The organism is Leeuwenhoekiella sp. LLG6367-2.1 (assembly GCF_045055775.1).
GTDB lineage: Bacteria > Bacteroidota > Bacteroidia > Flavobacteriales > Flavobacteriaceae > Leeuwenhoekiella > Leeuwenhoekiella aequorea.
The window spans coordinates 2170605-2188132 of sequence record NZ_CP159331.1 but is presented as its reverse complement, the minus strand read 5'-3'; the positions used below and the strand labels follow the sequence as shown (position 1 = coordinate 2188132).

15 protein-coding genes are annotated in these 17528 nt (G+C 35.0%); 2 read left to right on the top strand and 13 right to left on the bottom strand.

Translation table 11 applies throughout. The features are described from left to right. Positions 1–145: 145 nt before the first annotated feature. The gene (gene dnaJ, locus ABVM53_RS10000) at positions 146–1276 is read right to left on the bottom strand and encodes a molecular chaperone DnaJ (RefSeq protein ID WP_128756636.1); all 1131 of its coding nucleotides are present in this window, start codon (positions 1274–1276) and stop codon (positions 146–148) included. A 56-nt stretch (positions 1277–1332) separates the two neighbouring features. Next, the gene (locus tag ABVM53_RS09995) at positions 1333–1887 is read right to left on the bottom strand and encodes a nucleotide exchange factor GrpE (protein WP_128756635.1); all 555 of its coding nucleotides are present in this window, start codon (positions 1885–1887) and stop codon (positions 1333–1335) included. A gap of 153 nt (positions 1888–2040) precedes the next feature. Here ABVM53_RS09995 and ABVM53_RS09990 point away from each other — a divergent pair, with 153 nt between their 5' ends. Continuing rightward, positions 2041–2712 carry a YceI family protein gene (locus ABVM53_RS09990; RefSeq protein ID WP_405325695.1) on the top strand — a complete coding sequence of 224 codons (672 nt, stop codon included), beginning with the start codon at positions 2041–2043 and terminating at the stop codon, positions 2710–2712. 45 nt (positions 2713–2757) lie between these two features. Here the strand turns inward: ABVM53_RS09990 and ABVM53_RS09985 are convergent, their stop codons facing one another. Further along, a complete protein-coding gene (locus ABVM53_RS09985; protein ID WP_405325693.1) occupies positions 2758–3663 on the bottom strand; it encodes a TIGR01777 family oxidoreductase in 906 nt (301 codons plus the stop codon). A gap of 150 nt (positions 3664–3813) precedes the next feature. Between ABVM53_RS09985 and lnt the strand changes: the two genes are divergently transcribed. After that, complete coding sequence (gene lnt / locus ABVM53_RS09980; RefSeq protein WP_405325691.1) at positions 3814–5415, top strand: apolipoprotein N-acyltransferase; 1602 nt, start codon at positions 3814–3816, stop codon at positions 5413–5415. 3 nt (positions 5416–5418) lie between these two features. On the opposite strand, the gene ABVM53_RS09975 is transcribed toward lnt, so the two are convergent. The 10 genes from ABVM53_RS09975 to ABVM53_RS09930 are packed head-to-tail and all read right to left on the bottom strand — an operon-like array spanning position 5419 to position 17504. Then, positions 5419–6807, bottom strand: coding sequence for a sugar transferase (locus tag ABVM53_RS09975; RefSeq protein WP_405325689.1), 1389 nt, complete (start codon positions 6805–6807; stop codon positions 5419–5421). A 36-nt stretch (positions 6808–6843) separates the two neighbouring features. Continuing rightward, entirely contained in the window at positions 6844–7854 is a 1011-nt protein-coding gene (locus tag ABVM53_RS09970; RefSeq protein ID WP_405325687.1) for a glycosyltransferase family 4 protein, read from the bottom strand. After that, the gene (locus tag ABVM53_RS09965; protein WP_405325685.1) at positions 7811–9181 is read right to left on the bottom strand and encodes an O-antigen ligase family protein; all 1371 of its coding nucleotides are present in this window, start codon (positions 9179–9181) and stop codon (positions 7811–7813) included. The genes ABVM53_RS09970 and ABVM53_RS09965 overlap by 44 nt, the downstream gene beginning before the upstream one ends. Further along, positions 9162–10235 (bottom strand): glycosyltransferase, encoded by a 1074-nt coding sequence (locus ABVM53_RS09960; RefSeq protein WP_405325683.1) that lies wholly within the window; start codon positions 10233–10235, stop codon positions 9162–9164. The genes ABVM53_RS09965 and ABVM53_RS09960 overlap by 20 nt, the downstream gene beginning before the upstream one ends. Further along, positions 10235–11347 carry a glycosyltransferase family 4 protein gene (locus ABVM53_RS09955; RefSeq protein WP_405325681.1) on the bottom strand — a complete coding sequence of 371 codons (1113 nt, stop codon included), beginning with the start codon at positions 11345–11347 and terminating at the stop codon, positions 10235–10237. The genes ABVM53_RS09960 and ABVM53_RS09955 overlap by 1 nt, the downstream gene beginning before the upstream one ends. Continuing rightward, entirely contained in the window at positions 11347–12336 is a 990-nt protein-coding gene (locus ABVM53_RS09950) for a glycosyltransferase family 2 protein (RefSeq protein WP_405325679.1), read from the bottom strand. Before ABVM53_RS09950 ends, ABVM53_RS09955 begins: the two co-directional genes overlap by 1 nt. Beyond that, a complete protein-coding gene (locus tag ABVM53_RS09945; protein ID WP_405325677.1) occupies positions 12333–13880 on the bottom strand; it encodes a glycosyltransferase family 2 protein in 1548 nt (515 codons plus the stop codon). The genes ABVM53_RS09950 and ABVM53_RS09945 overlap by 4 nt, the downstream gene beginning before the upstream one ends. Continuing rightward, positions 13877–15016, bottom strand: coding sequence for a glycosyltransferase family 4 protein (locus ABVM53_RS09940; RefSeq protein WP_405325675.1), 1140 nt, complete (start codon positions 15014–15016; stop codon positions 13877–13879). The genes ABVM53_RS09945 and ABVM53_RS09940 overlap by 4 nt, the downstream gene beginning before the upstream one ends. Next, positions 15016–16104, bottom strand: coding sequence for a glycosyltransferase family 4 protein (locus ABVM53_RS09935; RefSeq protein ID WP_405325673.1), 1089 nt, complete (start codon positions 16102–16104; stop codon positions 15016–15018). Before ABVM53_RS09935 ends, ABVM53_RS09940 begins: the two co-directional genes overlap by 1 nt. Continuing rightward, entirely contained in the window at positions 16101–17504 is a 1404-nt protein-coding gene (locus ABVM53_RS09930; protein ID WP_405325671.1) for a hypothetical protein, read from the bottom strand. The genes ABVM53_RS09935 and ABVM53_RS09930 overlap by 4 nt, the downstream gene beginning before the upstream one ends. Between the last annotated feature and the right edge of the window lie 24 nt (positions 17505–17528).

Below are 17528 nucleotides of genomic sequence, written 5' to 3'. Positions count from 1 at the left end.
TTCAACACAAATTAGCCTAAAACAAAAACCCACCCTTAATTTGCATCAAGGATGGGAAAAAAATTGCTATGAAAAAGAAAAATATCACTAACTAGTGATTAGTGATATTCAAATATACACATTTTTCTTAATAAGCTCTTAAAATCTAAGAAAACATGTCTTTCACCTTCTCAAAGAACGATTTATCTTCGTTTTGAGGTTGAGGAGAAAAGTGCTCATCATCGAGCATATTTTCAAAAAATTCTTTTTGCTCTTTATTTAAATTTTTAGGAGTCCAGACATTTACGTGTACTAATAAATCTCCTTTGCCATAACCATTTATAGAAGGAATCCCTTTTCCGCGTAAGCGTAAAATTTTACCACTTTGCGCACCTTCTTCAATCTTAATACGCACTTTACCAGTAACTGTATCAATGTCTTTACTTGTTCCCAGAACTGCCTCCGGAATACTCACATACAAATCATAATGTAAGTTATCGCCTTCTCTACTAAGAGTCTCGTGAGGAGCTTCTTCAATTACAACCAGTAAATCTCCTGAAACCCCATTATTACCTGGAGCCTCATTTCCTTTTCCGGTTACTTTAAGTTGCATACCATCTACAACACCTGCAGGTATTTTTATAGATACAGTTTCCTCTTCAGTAAGCATACCTTGAGAATCTGCTTCTGCCGGTTTTGAGTCTATAATTTGACCACTACCTCCACAAGTTGTACAAGGAGATGCTGTTTGCATTCTACCTAATATCGTATTGGTAACACGGGTAACTTGCCCCATACCATTACAAGTAGAACACGTTTTGTACGTGGTGCCACTAGCTTGCTTTTTACGCTTAACTTTTATTTTCTTTTCTGCGCCGTTAGCAATTTCCTCCAGCGTAAGTTTTACCCGTATACGTAAGTTGCTTCCTTTGGTTCTACGTTGACCGCCACTAAAGCCGCCACCAAAACCTCCAAAGCCACCGCCTCCGCCGCCGAAAGCACTGCCAAAAATATCACCAAATTGACTGAAGATATCATCCATATTCATATTACCACCGCCATAGCCACCGCCACCTTCAAAGGCCTGGTGTCCATATTGATCGTAACGCGCACGCTTATTCTCATCACTTAGAATCTCATAAGCCTCAGCTGCTTTTTTAAACATATCTTCGGCCTCATTATCTCCTGGGTTTTTATCCGGGTGATATTGAATTGCCTTTTTACGGTATGCCTTTTTAATTTCGGCAGCAGTTGCTCCTTTACTTAATCCTAATATGTCGTAATAATCTTCTTTCATCCCAATCGTCTCTTCAATAATTTAAATCGTATTCTTCGCCTCGTTTTGCAGGTTAACTATTTACCGGTAACAACCTTTGGAAAACGAATAATTTTTTCACCAAGTTCGTAGCCTTTTTCGATAACATCTACAATCTTACCTTTCAAGCTGTCTTTAGGTGCAGGAATTTGAGTAATTGCCTCGTGTATATCTGCATCAAAAACATCTCCAGCAGAAACTTCCATTTCTTTAAGTCCTTTTGACTTTAAAGTCTCTCGTAATTTGTTAGATATTAACTCTACTCCCTTTTGAAGATTTTTATCTTTTGCTTTCTGAATTTCAATAAGTGCTCTGTCAAAATCGTCAAGAACCGGAAGCATAGATTGCATAACCTCTTGCCCTGCAGTTTTAAACATCTCTACACGTTCTTTACCAGTACGTCTTTTGTAGTTCTCAAATTCTGCAAAAAGTCTAAGAAATTTATCTTTTTCCTTATCTAATTCTGCTTGTAAATTAAGCACTTGATCTTCTACAGTTAATTCGTTTTCAGAAACTTCAGTTTCTTGATTGCTAGTCTCTGTATTTAGATCTTCCTGATCATTTACTATATCGTCTCTATTTTCTGAACTCATTTTTATTGTAATTTCTCTTGCATAGGCAAAATTGCTGCCAATATTATTAAAATGTCAAAATGTCACTGAGATAATTTATATTTTATTTAAGAGGTTATCTCGTACAATCTTATAAATTTGATTGCTAAAAATTAACACTTAAAGGTATATCAAATGAAGATCAAATTATTATCGCTTTTTACTATGGCTGTGCTTGTTACAGCTTTCGTTTCTTGCAAGAATGAAGCAAAAAATGAGACTGAAGCAACAGATGCAGAATCTGCTGTAGAGGCTTCTCAGGAAGCTGCAAAATACATGCTAGACAAAGAAGCATCTACAATTAACTGGGAAGGTAAAAAACCTGCAGGAGTTCACACAGGTACGGTAGCTGTAGAATCTGGTGTCGTACGTCTTGAAGGAGACAAAATAAGTGGTAGTTTTCTTATTAACATGACTTCAATTGTTGTTACTGATTTAGAAGGAGATCAAAAAGTAAGTTTAGAAGACCATTTAAAAGGTACAGTTGCTGGTAAAGAAGGTGACTTCTTTAATGTGAAAAAATACCCTACAGCTGCATTTGAAATTACCGGTATTACAGAAAAAGACGGTAAGAAAATGATGTCTGGAAACTTAACTATCAAGGAATCTAAGAAAAATATTGAATTCCCTGTAATGTATGAAGTTGCCGGAAATACATTAACCTTAAAGTCTGAGCCTTTTACAATCGACCGTACAGATTGGGGAGTTAACTACGGATCAAAATCTGTATTTGATAATTTAGGTGATAAATTTATTAATGATGATATTGAATTAGAATTTACAATTGTTGCAAATCAGCAGATGTAAAATTTAGTATTGAACAAAAAAAAGCCCGGCATTGCCGGGCTTTTTTTATTTTAATAAATCCTGTAGCGCTACGTCTACTTGTTTAAACTTGAAATCAAAACCCTTTTGTTCTATTTTATTAGAACTTACTTTTTGACTTTCTAAAACTATAGCAGCCATATCACCCAATAATAATTTGAGCATAAATGCAGGTACCTTTGGCAAAAATAAAGGCTTGTTGAGAACAGAAGCCGCCTCTTTAGTCATTTCTTTATTAGTTACTGGTGAAGGCGCTACAGCATTATAAATACCTTCAAGTTCATGAGTCACCACATAACTAAATACCCGAGCCAAATCCTTTAAATGAATCCAAGATTGCCATTGCTCACCATCCCCTAATGGTGCTCCTATGTACATTTTGATTGGCTGAATTAATTTTTCCAAGGCACCACCTTTCTTTGATAGAACAACGCCAATACGTATCTTAGAAACCTTAATATTTAATTCTTTAAAAAGGTCTGCTGCGTCCTCCCATACTTTTACAACATCTCCTAAAAAACCAGAATTATAAACCTCAAAATTTTCAGAATACTCAATTGTTTTAGAAGATGGATACGCTCCAATAGCACTAGCAGATACAAAATGAGCGACAGTATGATCAATATTTTTTAGTGTACTACATAATAACTGAGCAGTTTTAATTCGACTGTCAACAATTATAGACTTATACTCCTCAGTCCAACGCTCTGCTATACTTGCTCCTGCCAGATGTACTATAGTGGTTACACCGTGAAAGCATCGCACATCGATTTCTCCTTCGCTAGGATTCCAAAGAAAACCTTTATAATTTTCTTTCGTCTCTATTTTATTAGGACTTGTAGTCAGATAATTGACCTGTTTACCAGAATTTAATAATTCTTCGGTCAAAGCTTTTCCTACTAATCCTGTTGCCCCCGTTATTAAAATACTCATCTCGTTTTTTTTCTAAATTACTCACAATATCCCTGCTTCAAATTATATTTAGAACAGCTTTAACATCATTAAATTTTATGAGTAGGTTTTTGATTCTCTCCACGATTTAAAAAATCGAAATCTTAACTTGCATCATCATTTTAGCGTATTATGAAAAACTTTTTTTTAGCCATTTCTTCAGGGATTATACTTGCAATCGCATGGCCTACATATGGATTTCCACTATTATTATTCTTTGGATTTGTACCCTTACTTATAGCTACTCGCAACTACTTAAGAACAGGTATTAAAAGACCTGCATTAAAAATATTAGTAAGCACATACGTAAGCTTTTTCATATTCAATATAATTACGACGTGGTGGCTGTACAACTCTACTGGTTTTGGGATGTGGTTTGCTGTACTTGCAAATGCTCTTTTGATGACATCGGTGTGGTTACTGTATGTACGCATTTCCAAACGCTTTAATACAAACCTGAGTTTGCTGTTTTTAGTCACATTATGGATGCTTTTTGAATATTTACATCTAAACTGGGATTTCTCCTGGCCATGGTTAAATCTAGGAAATGCTTTTGCAATCACAACGGGCTGGATTCAATGGTATGAATATACCGGAACCTTTGGAGGCACGCTATGGGTATGGATCATAAATGTATTGATCTTCAAAGCCATAATTTTTTACAATGAGAATAACAACCTTAAAATACTGATTAAAAACCTTTTGTTGCCATTAGTTGTAGTCGTACTTCCAATTGCAATTAGCCAAATTCTTTACCACACCTATACCGAAGTAAATAATCCTATAGAAGTGGTTTTGTTACAACCTAATATTGATCCCTATACCGAAAAATACAATACTACTAATGATCGCATTGGTGATTTATTATTTGAAGAAGCAAATGCTTCGCTCACATCAAACACCGATTTTTTAATAGCTCCTGAAACAGTTTTAGCAGAAGGTGCAGGTGTAGACCTCAGAAACTTTGATTACAGTGCAGAAAAAGACAAGGCTCAACAATTTTTAGTAAAATATCCTGACCTTAATTATATGGCAGGAATACAATTTTACAGGCTTTATACTAATGAAAACGATCTTTTGCCTACCAGTAATTTTGTAGGTAATGATCGCTTGGGAAATCCACTTTGGGCAGATTTTTTCAATTCTGCATTCCTGCTAAATAGAACTGAAAAATCCCAGATTTATCATAAGAGTAAACTGGTTGTAGGCGTAGAGAATTTTCCATATCAGAGTATATTAAAACCTATTTTAGGAGATGTAATGATAGATCTCGGCGGTACCGTATCTATGAAAACAATTCAAAAGGACAGAACTGCTTTTACAGGAATTAATGGCACAAAAGTAGCTCCAGTAATTTGCTATGAATCTGTTTATGGAGATTATGTAACGGGTTATGTGAAGGAGGGTGCGCAATTTCTTGCAATTATGACAAATGATGCCTGGTGGGGAAATACGCAGGGACATAAACAACATTTAAACTATGCCCGTTTGCGTGCAATTGAAAATCGCAGAAGTATAGCCAGAAGCGCTAATACCGGTATATCTGCACTAATTAATCAAAAAGGTGAGATTGAAAAAGAGCTTGGATATGGATTAAAGGGTACTTTAAAAGGAACTATAAATAGCTCAGACACGATCACCTTTTATACCCAGTATGGAGATTATATTCCGAAGTTGGCTTTTATACCAGCGGGAATCCTTTTACTACTTTCTTTTTTTAGACGGAAAAAATAGCAGCTATTGCCCTCTGTAATAGATTACAGTACTAATGGTTTTGAGAAGAATATTTAAGTCTAAAAATAAGTTACGATGCTTAATATAAAACAAATCGTACTGAAGCTTTTCTAGGGTGTCATCCACAGAGTTTACATAGCGTCCACGTACTTGCGCCCACCCTGTTAAACCCGGCTTCACTACGTGTCTAATATCATAAAAAGCAATTTTTTGAGATAGCTCTTTAACAAACACTGGCCGTTCTGGTCGAGGTCCGATAAGACTCATTTCGCCTTTTAATATATTTATACATTGAGGTATTTCATCGATGCGGGTGTTTCTAAGAATTTTTCCGAAGGGAGTTATTCTTCGGTCAGATTTTTGAGCCCATTGTGCTCCATTAGATTCAGCATTTTTCACCATTGTGCGCAGTTTTAAAATAGTAAAAAGCTTACCGTTTTGACCCACACGGTCTTGAAAATATAGTAATGGTCCGCGATTGCCAAGCATATTACCCACCAGAACCAGCGGCAACAAAAAGATTGCTATAATAAGTACTCCTATGGCAAATATGATATTGAATAATCTGCTTATCGTTAAGTAGAATCTGTTTTTATTGCTGCGACTAAATGGGAAGTATTTATAAAAGTCACGTTCTACATGTTGTACCGGTACGCGTTGTGTAATTTCTTCATAAACTTGCGTATATTCTCTAATAGGAAATCCCTCTCCTAAGAGCAACATCAACTGATTATAAAGGTCTATTCCTACACCTTTAGACGGACTAGCAACAACAATTTCTGATACTGAAAATTTTGAGATTGAATCTACTAAATCTGATACTTCGATAGCCTTTAGCCTTCTATCAAGTGCATCTTTCTTAATTGCATCTGTGTTTATATATCCTATAACCCGATAATTAGGATCGGCAATGTGAAGATTTTCAGCAATTAAATTTATGTCATAACTGTTCCCTACAATTAGTATTCTTTTATTAAATCTAGGCGCAGAGATTAAAGTTATATACGCATACCTCCAGATCAAAAGTCCTAAAACCATCGCAAAATAGAAATAGACAATTTGCAGTCTATTCTCTGGTAAAACGGGTGTTAAAAACGGAGTAAGTATAAAAAACAAAACCGTTACAGAAACGGTTAGTATTACATTTTGAAGAGTTGTCTGATATGATGCTGCTTTCTGCAAATCATACATCTCAAAAATAACGGCAAATACCGAATAATAAGTGGCCAAAACTAAGGTCCACTCCCAACGTTCTGAATTAATTCTAAAATAATCAAACTGAAAAAAAATGACTAAAAGGGCCAGCATAGAAAAGATGGCCGCAAGATCAAATAGGCGCAATAGGATTTTACGCTCTGATATTTCAAAATGGATTTTAGGGATCCAAGACATTTTAAGGGGCATTTGTGGTTTTCAAATATAGCCTATTTATTGTAAGATTTTAATCCATTGATTCTCAACAACAGACCAATTAAAGTCTTTTACCTGTGCACGTGCATTGCCTGTTATTTCATAGATTTTCTGAGAATTATTCAATAAGAACTTTATCTTCTCTACAAAATTTACGAGATCATTATCCTCAACTAAAAATCCGGTAGTTTTATCTTCTATCATATAGGGAATTCCACCCACGTTAGTACTTACTACTGGCAGACCTAGAGCCATTGCTTCGATAATACTCACAGGGAAATTATCAAAATGAGAAGTATTAATGAAGATATCATAGTTTTCTGATAGTGCAATCCACTCCGACTTTGACAACTTTCCCATAAATGTAACAGGCAACTTATTTTTAGCAGCATAAATTCTGCATTCATTTAAGCTTGTATCTTTAGCAGGCCCCACCATGCATAGTTCTGCTAAGGGAAAAGATTGCTTTAAACTTTCTAAAATTTTTAAAGCAAGAAGAGGATTATATAAATCAGCAAATGATCTTACCCAAAGTAATTTTGGCCGCAATAATTCACGCTTTTTAAATTCATACTTTTCAAGTTCTATAGCATTAGGAATATGTATAACCGAGTAACCTTGGCTATTAAAGAACTCTTTGAGATACAAAGACGGACTCACATTCAAGTATGACTTTTTAAATAAGAAGTCACTCGCCTTAGGATTAGATTTTAAGCGATACGGCAAATTACCACCGTGAAGAATAGGAATATATTTCAGTTGAAAAAAAACGCATAATCTTGCTGACAAATAGGCAAACCAAAAATTTTGAGTGCTATAGGTATCTATAAGTACATAATCAATCCAATTTCTATTCTTAAAAATCGCAAATAACATTTGAATTAGACGTTTTGCCTTTGAGGTTTTAGTCCCTGCATAACGTAATGAAAATCCCGATGCCGCTAATTTAGGACCTAGCGTATCTATACTTGTGGGTGTAGCACCCTTAGCCGCTAATTTGTTTCCTATGTACAGGATTTTTCTTTTCATCAATAATATTAATTAGCGCGAGAGCATATAAAAAAGCCGGTGCGGCTATACGCATAGAGGAGTGATTTATCGTGAGAAACCAAAAACCATAAAATGAATAAAACAGATAGTTTTTCCTATTACTTATTCTAAAAAATAACGGAGCTATTAATAAAATAAGTAAAGCAAACAAACCAAATATTCCGTGCTCAGACAATAATCTACTGAGTTCATTATGAGAAGCTGCCAGAATATCTAATTTTTCTTCGCGGTATTCCCGGGTCTTACCAACTCCAATACCCATCACAGGATTTTCAATAAAGAAGTTAAGCTCTGAACTCACTAATTCCTGCCTACCCGTAGAAATATCTTCTTTAATACGACCTGCAGCATCTTTATTTGCATAGCGCAAATCAATAAGACCCATTGTGCGCATTGAGGATACAAACCAAGTCATTGCAATGGCAATTCCAAGAACAATCATATAAAAAGAAAGCGCATTTTTCTTTTTCTTTGATACACCTTGAAAATAAAAAAACATAAATACAACGCTTATAATAGCAGCTGTAAATATTCCTCCCCTAGAAAAAGTAATAATTGCACGATAGGTAAGAAACATCAGTAAGGCCAGATTTAATCCAAATATGAGCTTATTTCTACCATTTACAAATAATTGTATCGTTAACGCAAACATCCCTATTCCTAAAACAGTTGCCACTTGATTGGGGCCATAACCCCCTGATAATGCAAAATTAGATTGAGTTCCATTTAAAACATCTTGAGTATCTGGAGTAAAAAAGTATAGATACGAACCTAAGGCAACAACCGGCATCAAAAGCGCCCAGACGATATGGTGCAGTTGATTTCGAGTTATTCTACGGTCGTAACAATACAGAGCTGCAATACCTAGACAAAATGGTCCGCTTAGATTAAATACAATAGCATTTCTAACATTTGTATCAAAATTGAGTGTTGATGCCGCATAAATCACACCCGGTATTAGAAGCAATAAATAGAGCCAATAAATGGAAGATTTTCTAGAAGTTCCGCTAAAAACTAATCCTAATAAAATAAAACATATAACAGAATATTTACCTGCTTCCCAAGGTATAATACTCCCGCCTGTCATTCTAAAAAAGACTTCGCCAGAAGTCATATAGGCAGCTGCAATAAGCACTTGATTTCGCTTATTCCCAGTTTGAAAAACCCAAAACACTAATAATGCTAAAGATCCAAGAAAGTAGATCATCCCAAGAAACTGAAACAAGTATATAGCAAAACCTATTGCAATGTGTAAAGCAATGAGTTGTATGTAGGTTTTGTTGTAATTAGTGGATGACGTGCTCATATAAATATAATAGTTGTTTTACTTGAGCCTGGTCCGAATACTCGTTATTAACCCGTTCTTTTAATAATGTCGCATATTTCAATCTTAATTCTGGTTCCTCAGCGTATTTTAAAATCGCCGCCACTAAACTGTCTATATTTCCAGGTTGGATAACCTGTCCACATCCGTCAAGAACTTTAGCGCAATCTCCTACATCAGTTGCTACAACAGCAAGACCTGCTTGTCCATATTCTAATAAAGCTAAAGGCAGACCTTCAGAATGAGATGCTAAAACACCTATATCAAAATAAGGCAACACAGCGGATAGTTTGAGATGCGTCCCGTAATAAAAAACTTTTTCATAGAAATGAGGGGCTTTGAAATTACTTAAGATCATTTGTGAATAAACTGGATCTATCTTGCTTCCAAACAAATGCAAAGTATATTCATCATCCATCTTGAGCACTTCCTCAAAAGCTCTCAATAAAAGCATATGATTTTTTTGAGGTCTAAGATTTGCAACACAAACTAATCGCTTTCCTTTTATTCCTTTAGGATTAAAATCTTGATTTAATGGCAACGCATCAGCAATAAAATTCTTTAAAAAAATATGCTTTTCAATATTCAAATATTCATTAGACCAGCGGCTCAATATGTCATTTACAGAAATAACAGCATCAAAATATCGACTTAATGGTTTTAAAAATGTCGTATTTCTTTCCTTTAAATATTCGCTATTGCCATAATGATCGTGCCAAACAACTTTAAGAGCTGGTGTAATAATTTTTAAAAAAACTGCAGTAAAATAAGAACTGCCATGTGCCTGAATAATCTGTATGTTATGATTCTTTACAAATCGACGCAGGCGTAAAAAGGCAAAAAGATCTAATGTATGTTTCTTATTTAAAAATAAATAGGGAATATCAGGTTGCAAAAGGTTTTTTAAATCTCCTTCGGACCGTGTAGTACATAATGCTGAAACTTCAATCTCATTCAATAAAGCATTTGCGTAATTTACAGCCATACGTTCTGCCCCTCCCACTTCAAGACTATCTATTAACTGAAGAACACGCATTATAAGAGCTTTTCGATTTCATTATTAAAACGATCTAAAGTATATGGTCTAGACCATTTTGATGCCTCCACAGCCATTGATTTCAACGCTTCTTTGTTCTTTAATACTGGAATTAGTTTATCTAAATCTGATTTTAAATCAGTACTGATAAGTACTCCCCGCTTCGACTCACCGAGCATATAGGGCACACAAGAAATAGGTGTGACAATGGGGATTGTTCCCCACCACATCGCTTCCGCAACTACCTTTGGCCAACCCTCACTTTTAGATGGTAATATTAAAAAATGACTTTTTTGATAAGCTTCCTGTACATCTTCCGGTTTTTGATTTCCGTGGAAATATAATGCGCCTTTTAAATTTTCATTATTAATATTTCCTTCTAATGACTTTTTTAGAATACCATCTCCATAAAAATGCAATTCACTGGGGAAGCCTTTTAAAATAAGTTCTTCGATAAGGTTAATAGCATATTGAGGTTGCTTACCACTCACTAAACTTCCTACAAATAAAAAACGTAGCGGCAAATCATACTTTCTTAACGGAATATCATATTTGTCAGCTTCTGAATAACTGGCCGTAAAAAATGGCTTAATATTTTCAGTTTGATGGAGCCAATCTCCGTAAACTAAAACCTGCATATTTTTAGTGAGGGTAGTATTACTCAATATCCACTTCTGAAGCCTATAGCTCCCAGGCTGTGTGGCTTTTGGATCCCAATTACCTGCATATTTTGCTGTTTTTCGCTTCCGCGGAAATAAAATCTGTACAAATGCACCTAATAAACCCATATTACCCGGGCATCTTAGATGTATATGATCTGCTTTTGACATCGCACTATAAATAGTAATCAATATACCAGGAAGCTTTATAAGAGCTCTTACAACTTGAAAAAATGATGTAAGATTAATAGCTGATACTTGCTTAAACTCAATTTCATTTATGTTATAATCACTATCAATTTCTGTAGGTATTCCAGAATTGAAGGGTGCTACAATACAAACCTCATCTACAAGATTAAACCACAGATTCATTTCTTTTATATAAGGCGTATAAGAGTAATATTTTCCGCCTGCCTTATAATGTTCAATTTGTGTAATTACTGCAAATCTCATTAACTCCGTGGTTTACTAAAAATCAAACTTAGCCAACCGACTACTCTACCACCTGCTTCTAAAAAGGCTTCTTTTTTTGAAGGAGTTGTAAGTACATTACTAAAACGAATCAACGTTAGTAAAAAGGCAATGGCATTCCATTTTAATCGGGATTTTAAATTAGGCTTTGGAAATTTTATCCGCCATACATACCAGCCATTGCGCAGGACCATCTTACCATATTTAAAAGAGTTTGGTCTACCGGCAGGATCATGATTATGTGTTAATTTTGCCGAAGTGCAAATAACATTCTTCCCATAATGTAACGCTCTGAGACTATAATCTGCATCCTCATAAAGTCCGTAGCCATCAAAATATAAACTGAATTTTTCAGCATCAATAACCCTTCTTTGGAAACTCATAGCCATTCCTATAAGCAAATCCACTTCATAAATATTTCCGGTGAGCGGATAACCATAGGTGCGCCCATGTGAGAATGATGGCATAATACCTGGTAGATCTGACGATTGCAAATTCAACTTATTTCGAAGGTAAAATCGTTGAGATTCGTTGCGTTCAAAACCATCTAAAACATAAACTTTGTCAGTAGATTCAATTCTATCTGAAGGTTTCCATAGATTTTCATTAACTGCAACCCCACCTACTCCTACAACATCATTACGAACTTGAAAAGTATTAATAATTTCTTCGAAATATTTTTTGTCTAAAACTACATCATCATCTAGAAAACAAACGACCTCAGCCTCCATAACCAATTTAGAAATACCATAATTACGCTGTTTTGTAAGTCCGCGATCTTTATCATTTACTTTAAAATATTCAAGATTTCTGAATGTACTTGCTAAAGAAAGATGTTGAGTATCTGGCTCTTTAGAACCATCAACAACAATTATCTGATTAGGATATAAAGTTTGCTTTCTAACCGAATTTAAAAGACTCAGAATAGCTATAGGTCGTTGATACGTACAAATGATCAGGGAAAAATTCATTGCTTTTCTGACAAAAGTTTTTGAGCCCAATATTTGCTAAGGCTCCAGCGTTTTTGCATTTGCCGAAGATAAGAAAATGGATTTTTTACAGATTGATTCTTATAAAACTTTAAAAACAAAAGTGTTTTATAACCCAGAATTTGAAATTCACTTTTATGCTTAAGAAAAAAAGCGAGTACCGTAGGAGAAGGTTTAGGTTCATTTTTTTGATTCTCCCACGGTTTTTTAACTTGTGTTCTAAAGCCTCCTGATGGTGCTTTTAGATGTATTAACTTTAAAAACGGTGTGTATAATATATCTACTCCAGAATTGCGCAATTGCATCCCAAAATCTGCATCTTCCCCAAAACCATACTCAAATGCAAGGTCAAATCGAATAGTATTTAATACGGAAGTTTTAACCAAACTACATCCAGAACCAAAAGCCTCCCATTGTATAACAGACTGTACCTGCTCTTCTTCACCTTCTTGTAAGCAGCTAACAGTAAATGCTTTTGGTTTATTATTACTGATAAACTTTAAGGTATTCTCTAGAAAGTCTGAAGAAATTCTCAAATCATCATCTGCAAGAAAAACCCATTCTGAGGTAACTTGATCCAATGCTAGATTACGTGCATTACAGGCTCCTGTTTGATGAGTAAAGGTATGTTTGATTTCAAAAGGCCACCTTTCAGTGTGCAGATAATCAAGATCTGAAATACTATCAAAATCAGGATTTTGCTCTATCAGTACAACGTATTTTGGATGGACTGACTGAGCAGCCAAATCACGTAAGGTTTGATGTAATATTAACTTTCTTCCCATCGTGGGAATGACCACGTCGATAGATTCCGATAAAGAATTGTCTGTAAAACGTATTTCATTTCGGGGCAGATAACCAATCGTGGAAGTATCTATTTTTTTTTGGACTAAAGCTTTAAAAAAGTAAAACGGACTTATAGACCTCGTATAAATAAGACGCTGAAATTCATAAAGTAAAAGCCAGGCCCTACTTTTTGTTGCAGCGATAAATGAATAAGTGAGTTTCTGTTTTTTAGAAAATCTCATTTTAAAGTCACTGCTTTTAGATTGTAATAAATGGGGTTCGCTATAACATAACAATCCATTTGGCATTCCTAATTTTGCTAAAAGCGTAAGAAATAAGTCAAAGTTTATGTGTGCAGGAATGTTTGAAGCAAAATGTTGTAAAGCATTTGCTGCAATACAACCCACGTCTGCACTCATCAAATATGTAGGATAGGTAACTTTCTGATTCACATTTAAAAAAACCGATTGGTCAATAAATCCCATTTCTTCACTCAAAATGTAAGGGTGTGCTACAGCAAAGCTCAGAAGATTATTAGTTGTTTTCAGCGAGCGTAGAAAATCAAAATTTACCAGGTCATTTACATCCTGATGAACCCAAACTAATGTGCGACCAGTAAACTCATGAGCTAATTCTATTAGAATTTCTGAAAGTACGACAGCCTTTACTGGCACCGTTTTGAAGGTATTGCGATCAATAACTGAAATGGCTCTATCACCATTATGTTTTAAAACAATCAACCTTGTATTACTTTTTTGTAGAATATAATATTCTGATCTACTACGTGTTTCATATCAAATTTCGCCTCCACACGTTTACGCGCAGCTGCTCCCATTTTCTTCCGCAATGTGCAATCTTGTAGAAGTTTAAGAATACGATCTGCGTATTCTGAATGATTTTTAGGATCAACAGTAAAACCGGTTTCTCCATCTATCATTAATTCATTTGCCCAGCCTATATCTGATGTAACTAAAGCCTTTTGCATCGACATCGCCTCAATCCAGGTCATTGGCATAGCCTCTGCAAAGCTGGGTAATACGATTACCGAAGCCTTTGCTATCTCGTCCTTTATCTCATTATAAGGTAAGGTTTCTTTAAAAAAAATACGCTTCTGATATTGCGGCTCTATCTCTTGTAAAAAAAGCTCTCGGGTAGATCGCTGCGTAAAAATATCTTTGACGTCTGCACCTGCTAAAACAAGATGTGCCTTTGGCTCCCTTGTAAAAACAAGATTTACAATTTGAGCCAATTCTAGAACCCCTTTTTTGCGAATGATACTCCCAAAATATAAAAGCTGATAATCAGCCTCAAGTTTGTTATTTGGGGTGAAAATAGTAGTATCGACCCCGTTAGGAATTACCTTTATTTCGTACTTAATACTAAAAATACTTTTTGTTAAATCTGCACAAAACTTACTTACAGAAATAATATAATCTGCTTTTCTTAAAGCTGATTTTTCAAACAAACGATTCTTAGCTTTTTGAGGTCTATTTTCTAGATTACAAAAATATCCATCGCTTCCGTGTAGGCGTATAATAAGTGGACATTCAAAAGAACTAAATGCTGTAATCCCTGTCCAGTCTGGAGCTTCTAATATATCAATCTTATCTTCTTTGATAAACTTATTGATGTAGCGTTGTAAAAAATTACGATACAAAAACCAGCCACCAAACTTAAATTTCCTTTTTGCAACACTATGTATAGTTATTCCCTGATGATTAAAAATAACATCCTTTTGTTGATCATAAACAAAAACGGTTACTTGTATTTTTTGTACTGAAAGACCTTCAGCCAGATTTCTAATACTCGTTCCCAAACCTGCAGAAGCTTTGAGATTCTGATGTGGATATTCTGGAGTAAGAAATGCTATATGCATTAGTTAAGTAAATTAATGTGTTCTGCTACCATTCGGCTTAATGAATACTCACTTTCTATCAAAACCGATGTGTCTTTTGTGATTTCGAGTTCACCATTTACTACATCTTTAAGTATGGAAGAAAGTTTCATTTTATCTTTAGGCTGAAAAAGAAAGCCATTAATTCCATCTGAAATGATTTCTGGGTTACCCCCTACTGTAGTTGTTATAACTGGGACGTTAGCAGATAGACTTTCTAAAATTGATAAACTGAAACATTCCATATACGTAGGCTGAATCAAGTAGTCATAATCAGCAAGTATATTTGGAATGTCAGACGAACTACCTTTAAATTCTATAATTTCTGAAACCTGTAAGTCTTGAGCTTGTTGTTTTAAGCCTTCTTCTAGCGGTCCTTCTCCATAAACACTAATTTCAATACGAGCCTTTATAGTTTCTGGTAAATAGGACACAGCATCAATTAAATCTTGAATCCCCTTAGATTCCCGCAAATGTGATACGACGATAAACTTAAAGTCCGTTTTAGACGCTATCTGAGTGGATCTTTTTTTAAATACCGCGGTGTCAATTCCATTATAAATTACACCAGTTTTTAGAGCAATAGTCTTTCCTAAATCGTTTACAATATGCTTAGCTGTATAACTTGAAACCCCAATAAAACGATCAATTGCACTACTATATAAAAGTGATTTAAATCTATTTTTTAGTTGCTTTTTAAACGGAAAACCATTTAATGGTCTGGGATTATGATCCACTGCAATCACTTGTTTAATAGACCCTAGTTTTTTTGCTTCTTTATAAAATGGAGTGCTCAACGCTATAAAATGAGTTATTAAACCCTCATATTTAGCCCTAGATGTTGAGAGGTGATTTAAGAAAAGTGTTTCTACCGTGAATTTATCTTCCGCAGAAAAAACATTTAAATCTTTATAAAAATCAAAAGTTTCAACATCTGGAAAAAACCAGTCAACCTCATAATTGATTTGCTTTGCGGCAGCATCAAAAGCAACAAAAAAACGATCCATCCCACCTATACGGTCTGCGCGCAATACATAATTACAAATTACTGCTAGCTTTTTTTTACTCATATAATAGCTTTTAAAGCATTCACACATGCTTGTGTGGTTTCATTCAATGGCTGTCCAATTTGCATATTTATTAGCTCTTTTCGCTCACTTTTATTGATCTCAGGATTTTGCAGATAGGCATTAATTGCGCTATAAAGTTCTTCTTTATTCTTTGCTATTTTTACGGCTCCGCTTTTAACTACATTATCGTAATGCTCATAGTTTAAAAATCGCTGATCATTATACAATCCGTTTTCAGGGTTTCCGAAAGCTGTATTAATAACCGGTTTATCAAATAGCATAAAATCGAGACTCATTGTAGATAACATATTTACATTCAGATCTGAATATTGTAAAACAGCTTTAAGAACCGCAAGATCTTTTTGAGTTGGAATGCGCTGAGACCAGGGTTCTGGATGACCTTCACGGGTAAGCTCCCACTTGGGGTGATTCCATTTTATTTCAGGATAAAGGGCTTTCGTTTCAGCAAAACGGCGTTCATCTTCAGCCGGGGAAGTACGCACCAATAATTGGGCATCGCTTATTTCACCACTTCGTAAACCTTCAGCAATTGTGGCGATAATCAGAGGATCGTTAGGACCAATACTGGCGTCTGCACAACTGTAGCAGATTATTTTTTTCTGCGGAAGGAGATTAAATTCTTTATAAAATTCTGCTTCAGAAAGCTCATATTCTGGTAATACATATGGTTCAAATTGCGGTGTACCTACTACTGAAATAGTATTTGCAAGTGTAAGTGGGTAAAACCGCAGCAATTCAGTTTTCATCAAATCGCTCCATACCAGAAAATGATCAAAAGTTGCAGCCATTCTTCCCTTTGATGCCAAATTATCCCAAGAAAAAATAAATGATGCAGTAGGTATATTAAGTTTCCTGGTCCAGTAAACTAATGTTGCGATAAAGGGTGGTCGCTGATGGGTAAAAAATAATAAATCCGTTTTAAATTCAGCTAAAATATCGCCATACTGCTTTACTATTGGATCATTTTTAAAACTTGCCTCCTGAAGCTTTTCAAAAAAAAGAATATTTTTTTCAGAGTGAAAAAATTGACTAATACCATAGATCGCCTTAACAAGAATCGCATGTGGACTCCAGCCCCTACTCTTGTTCATCTGGTAATTATCTGCAATGCCAGGATTCTGCCTGTGATTTTGCAAATGCGTAATTTCTTTAAGTTTACGCCAAAACCAGTTCCGTTTATTTTCAACAAAAACCGGTAACTCAACAATCGTAAATTTGGAAGAATTCAGCTTGGGGTAAGCTGATACAGGCAGAGCTGAAAAAATTACAATTTTAGTAAAATCGTTAGCTGCTTTTTCTAAAAACGAACTCAAAACAAAATTGCGGAAACCAACACCGTCTGTTATAACGATACCGAGTGAATTCTTTTCAGATCTCATAGTTTAATTTGGGTGAGACGAAAA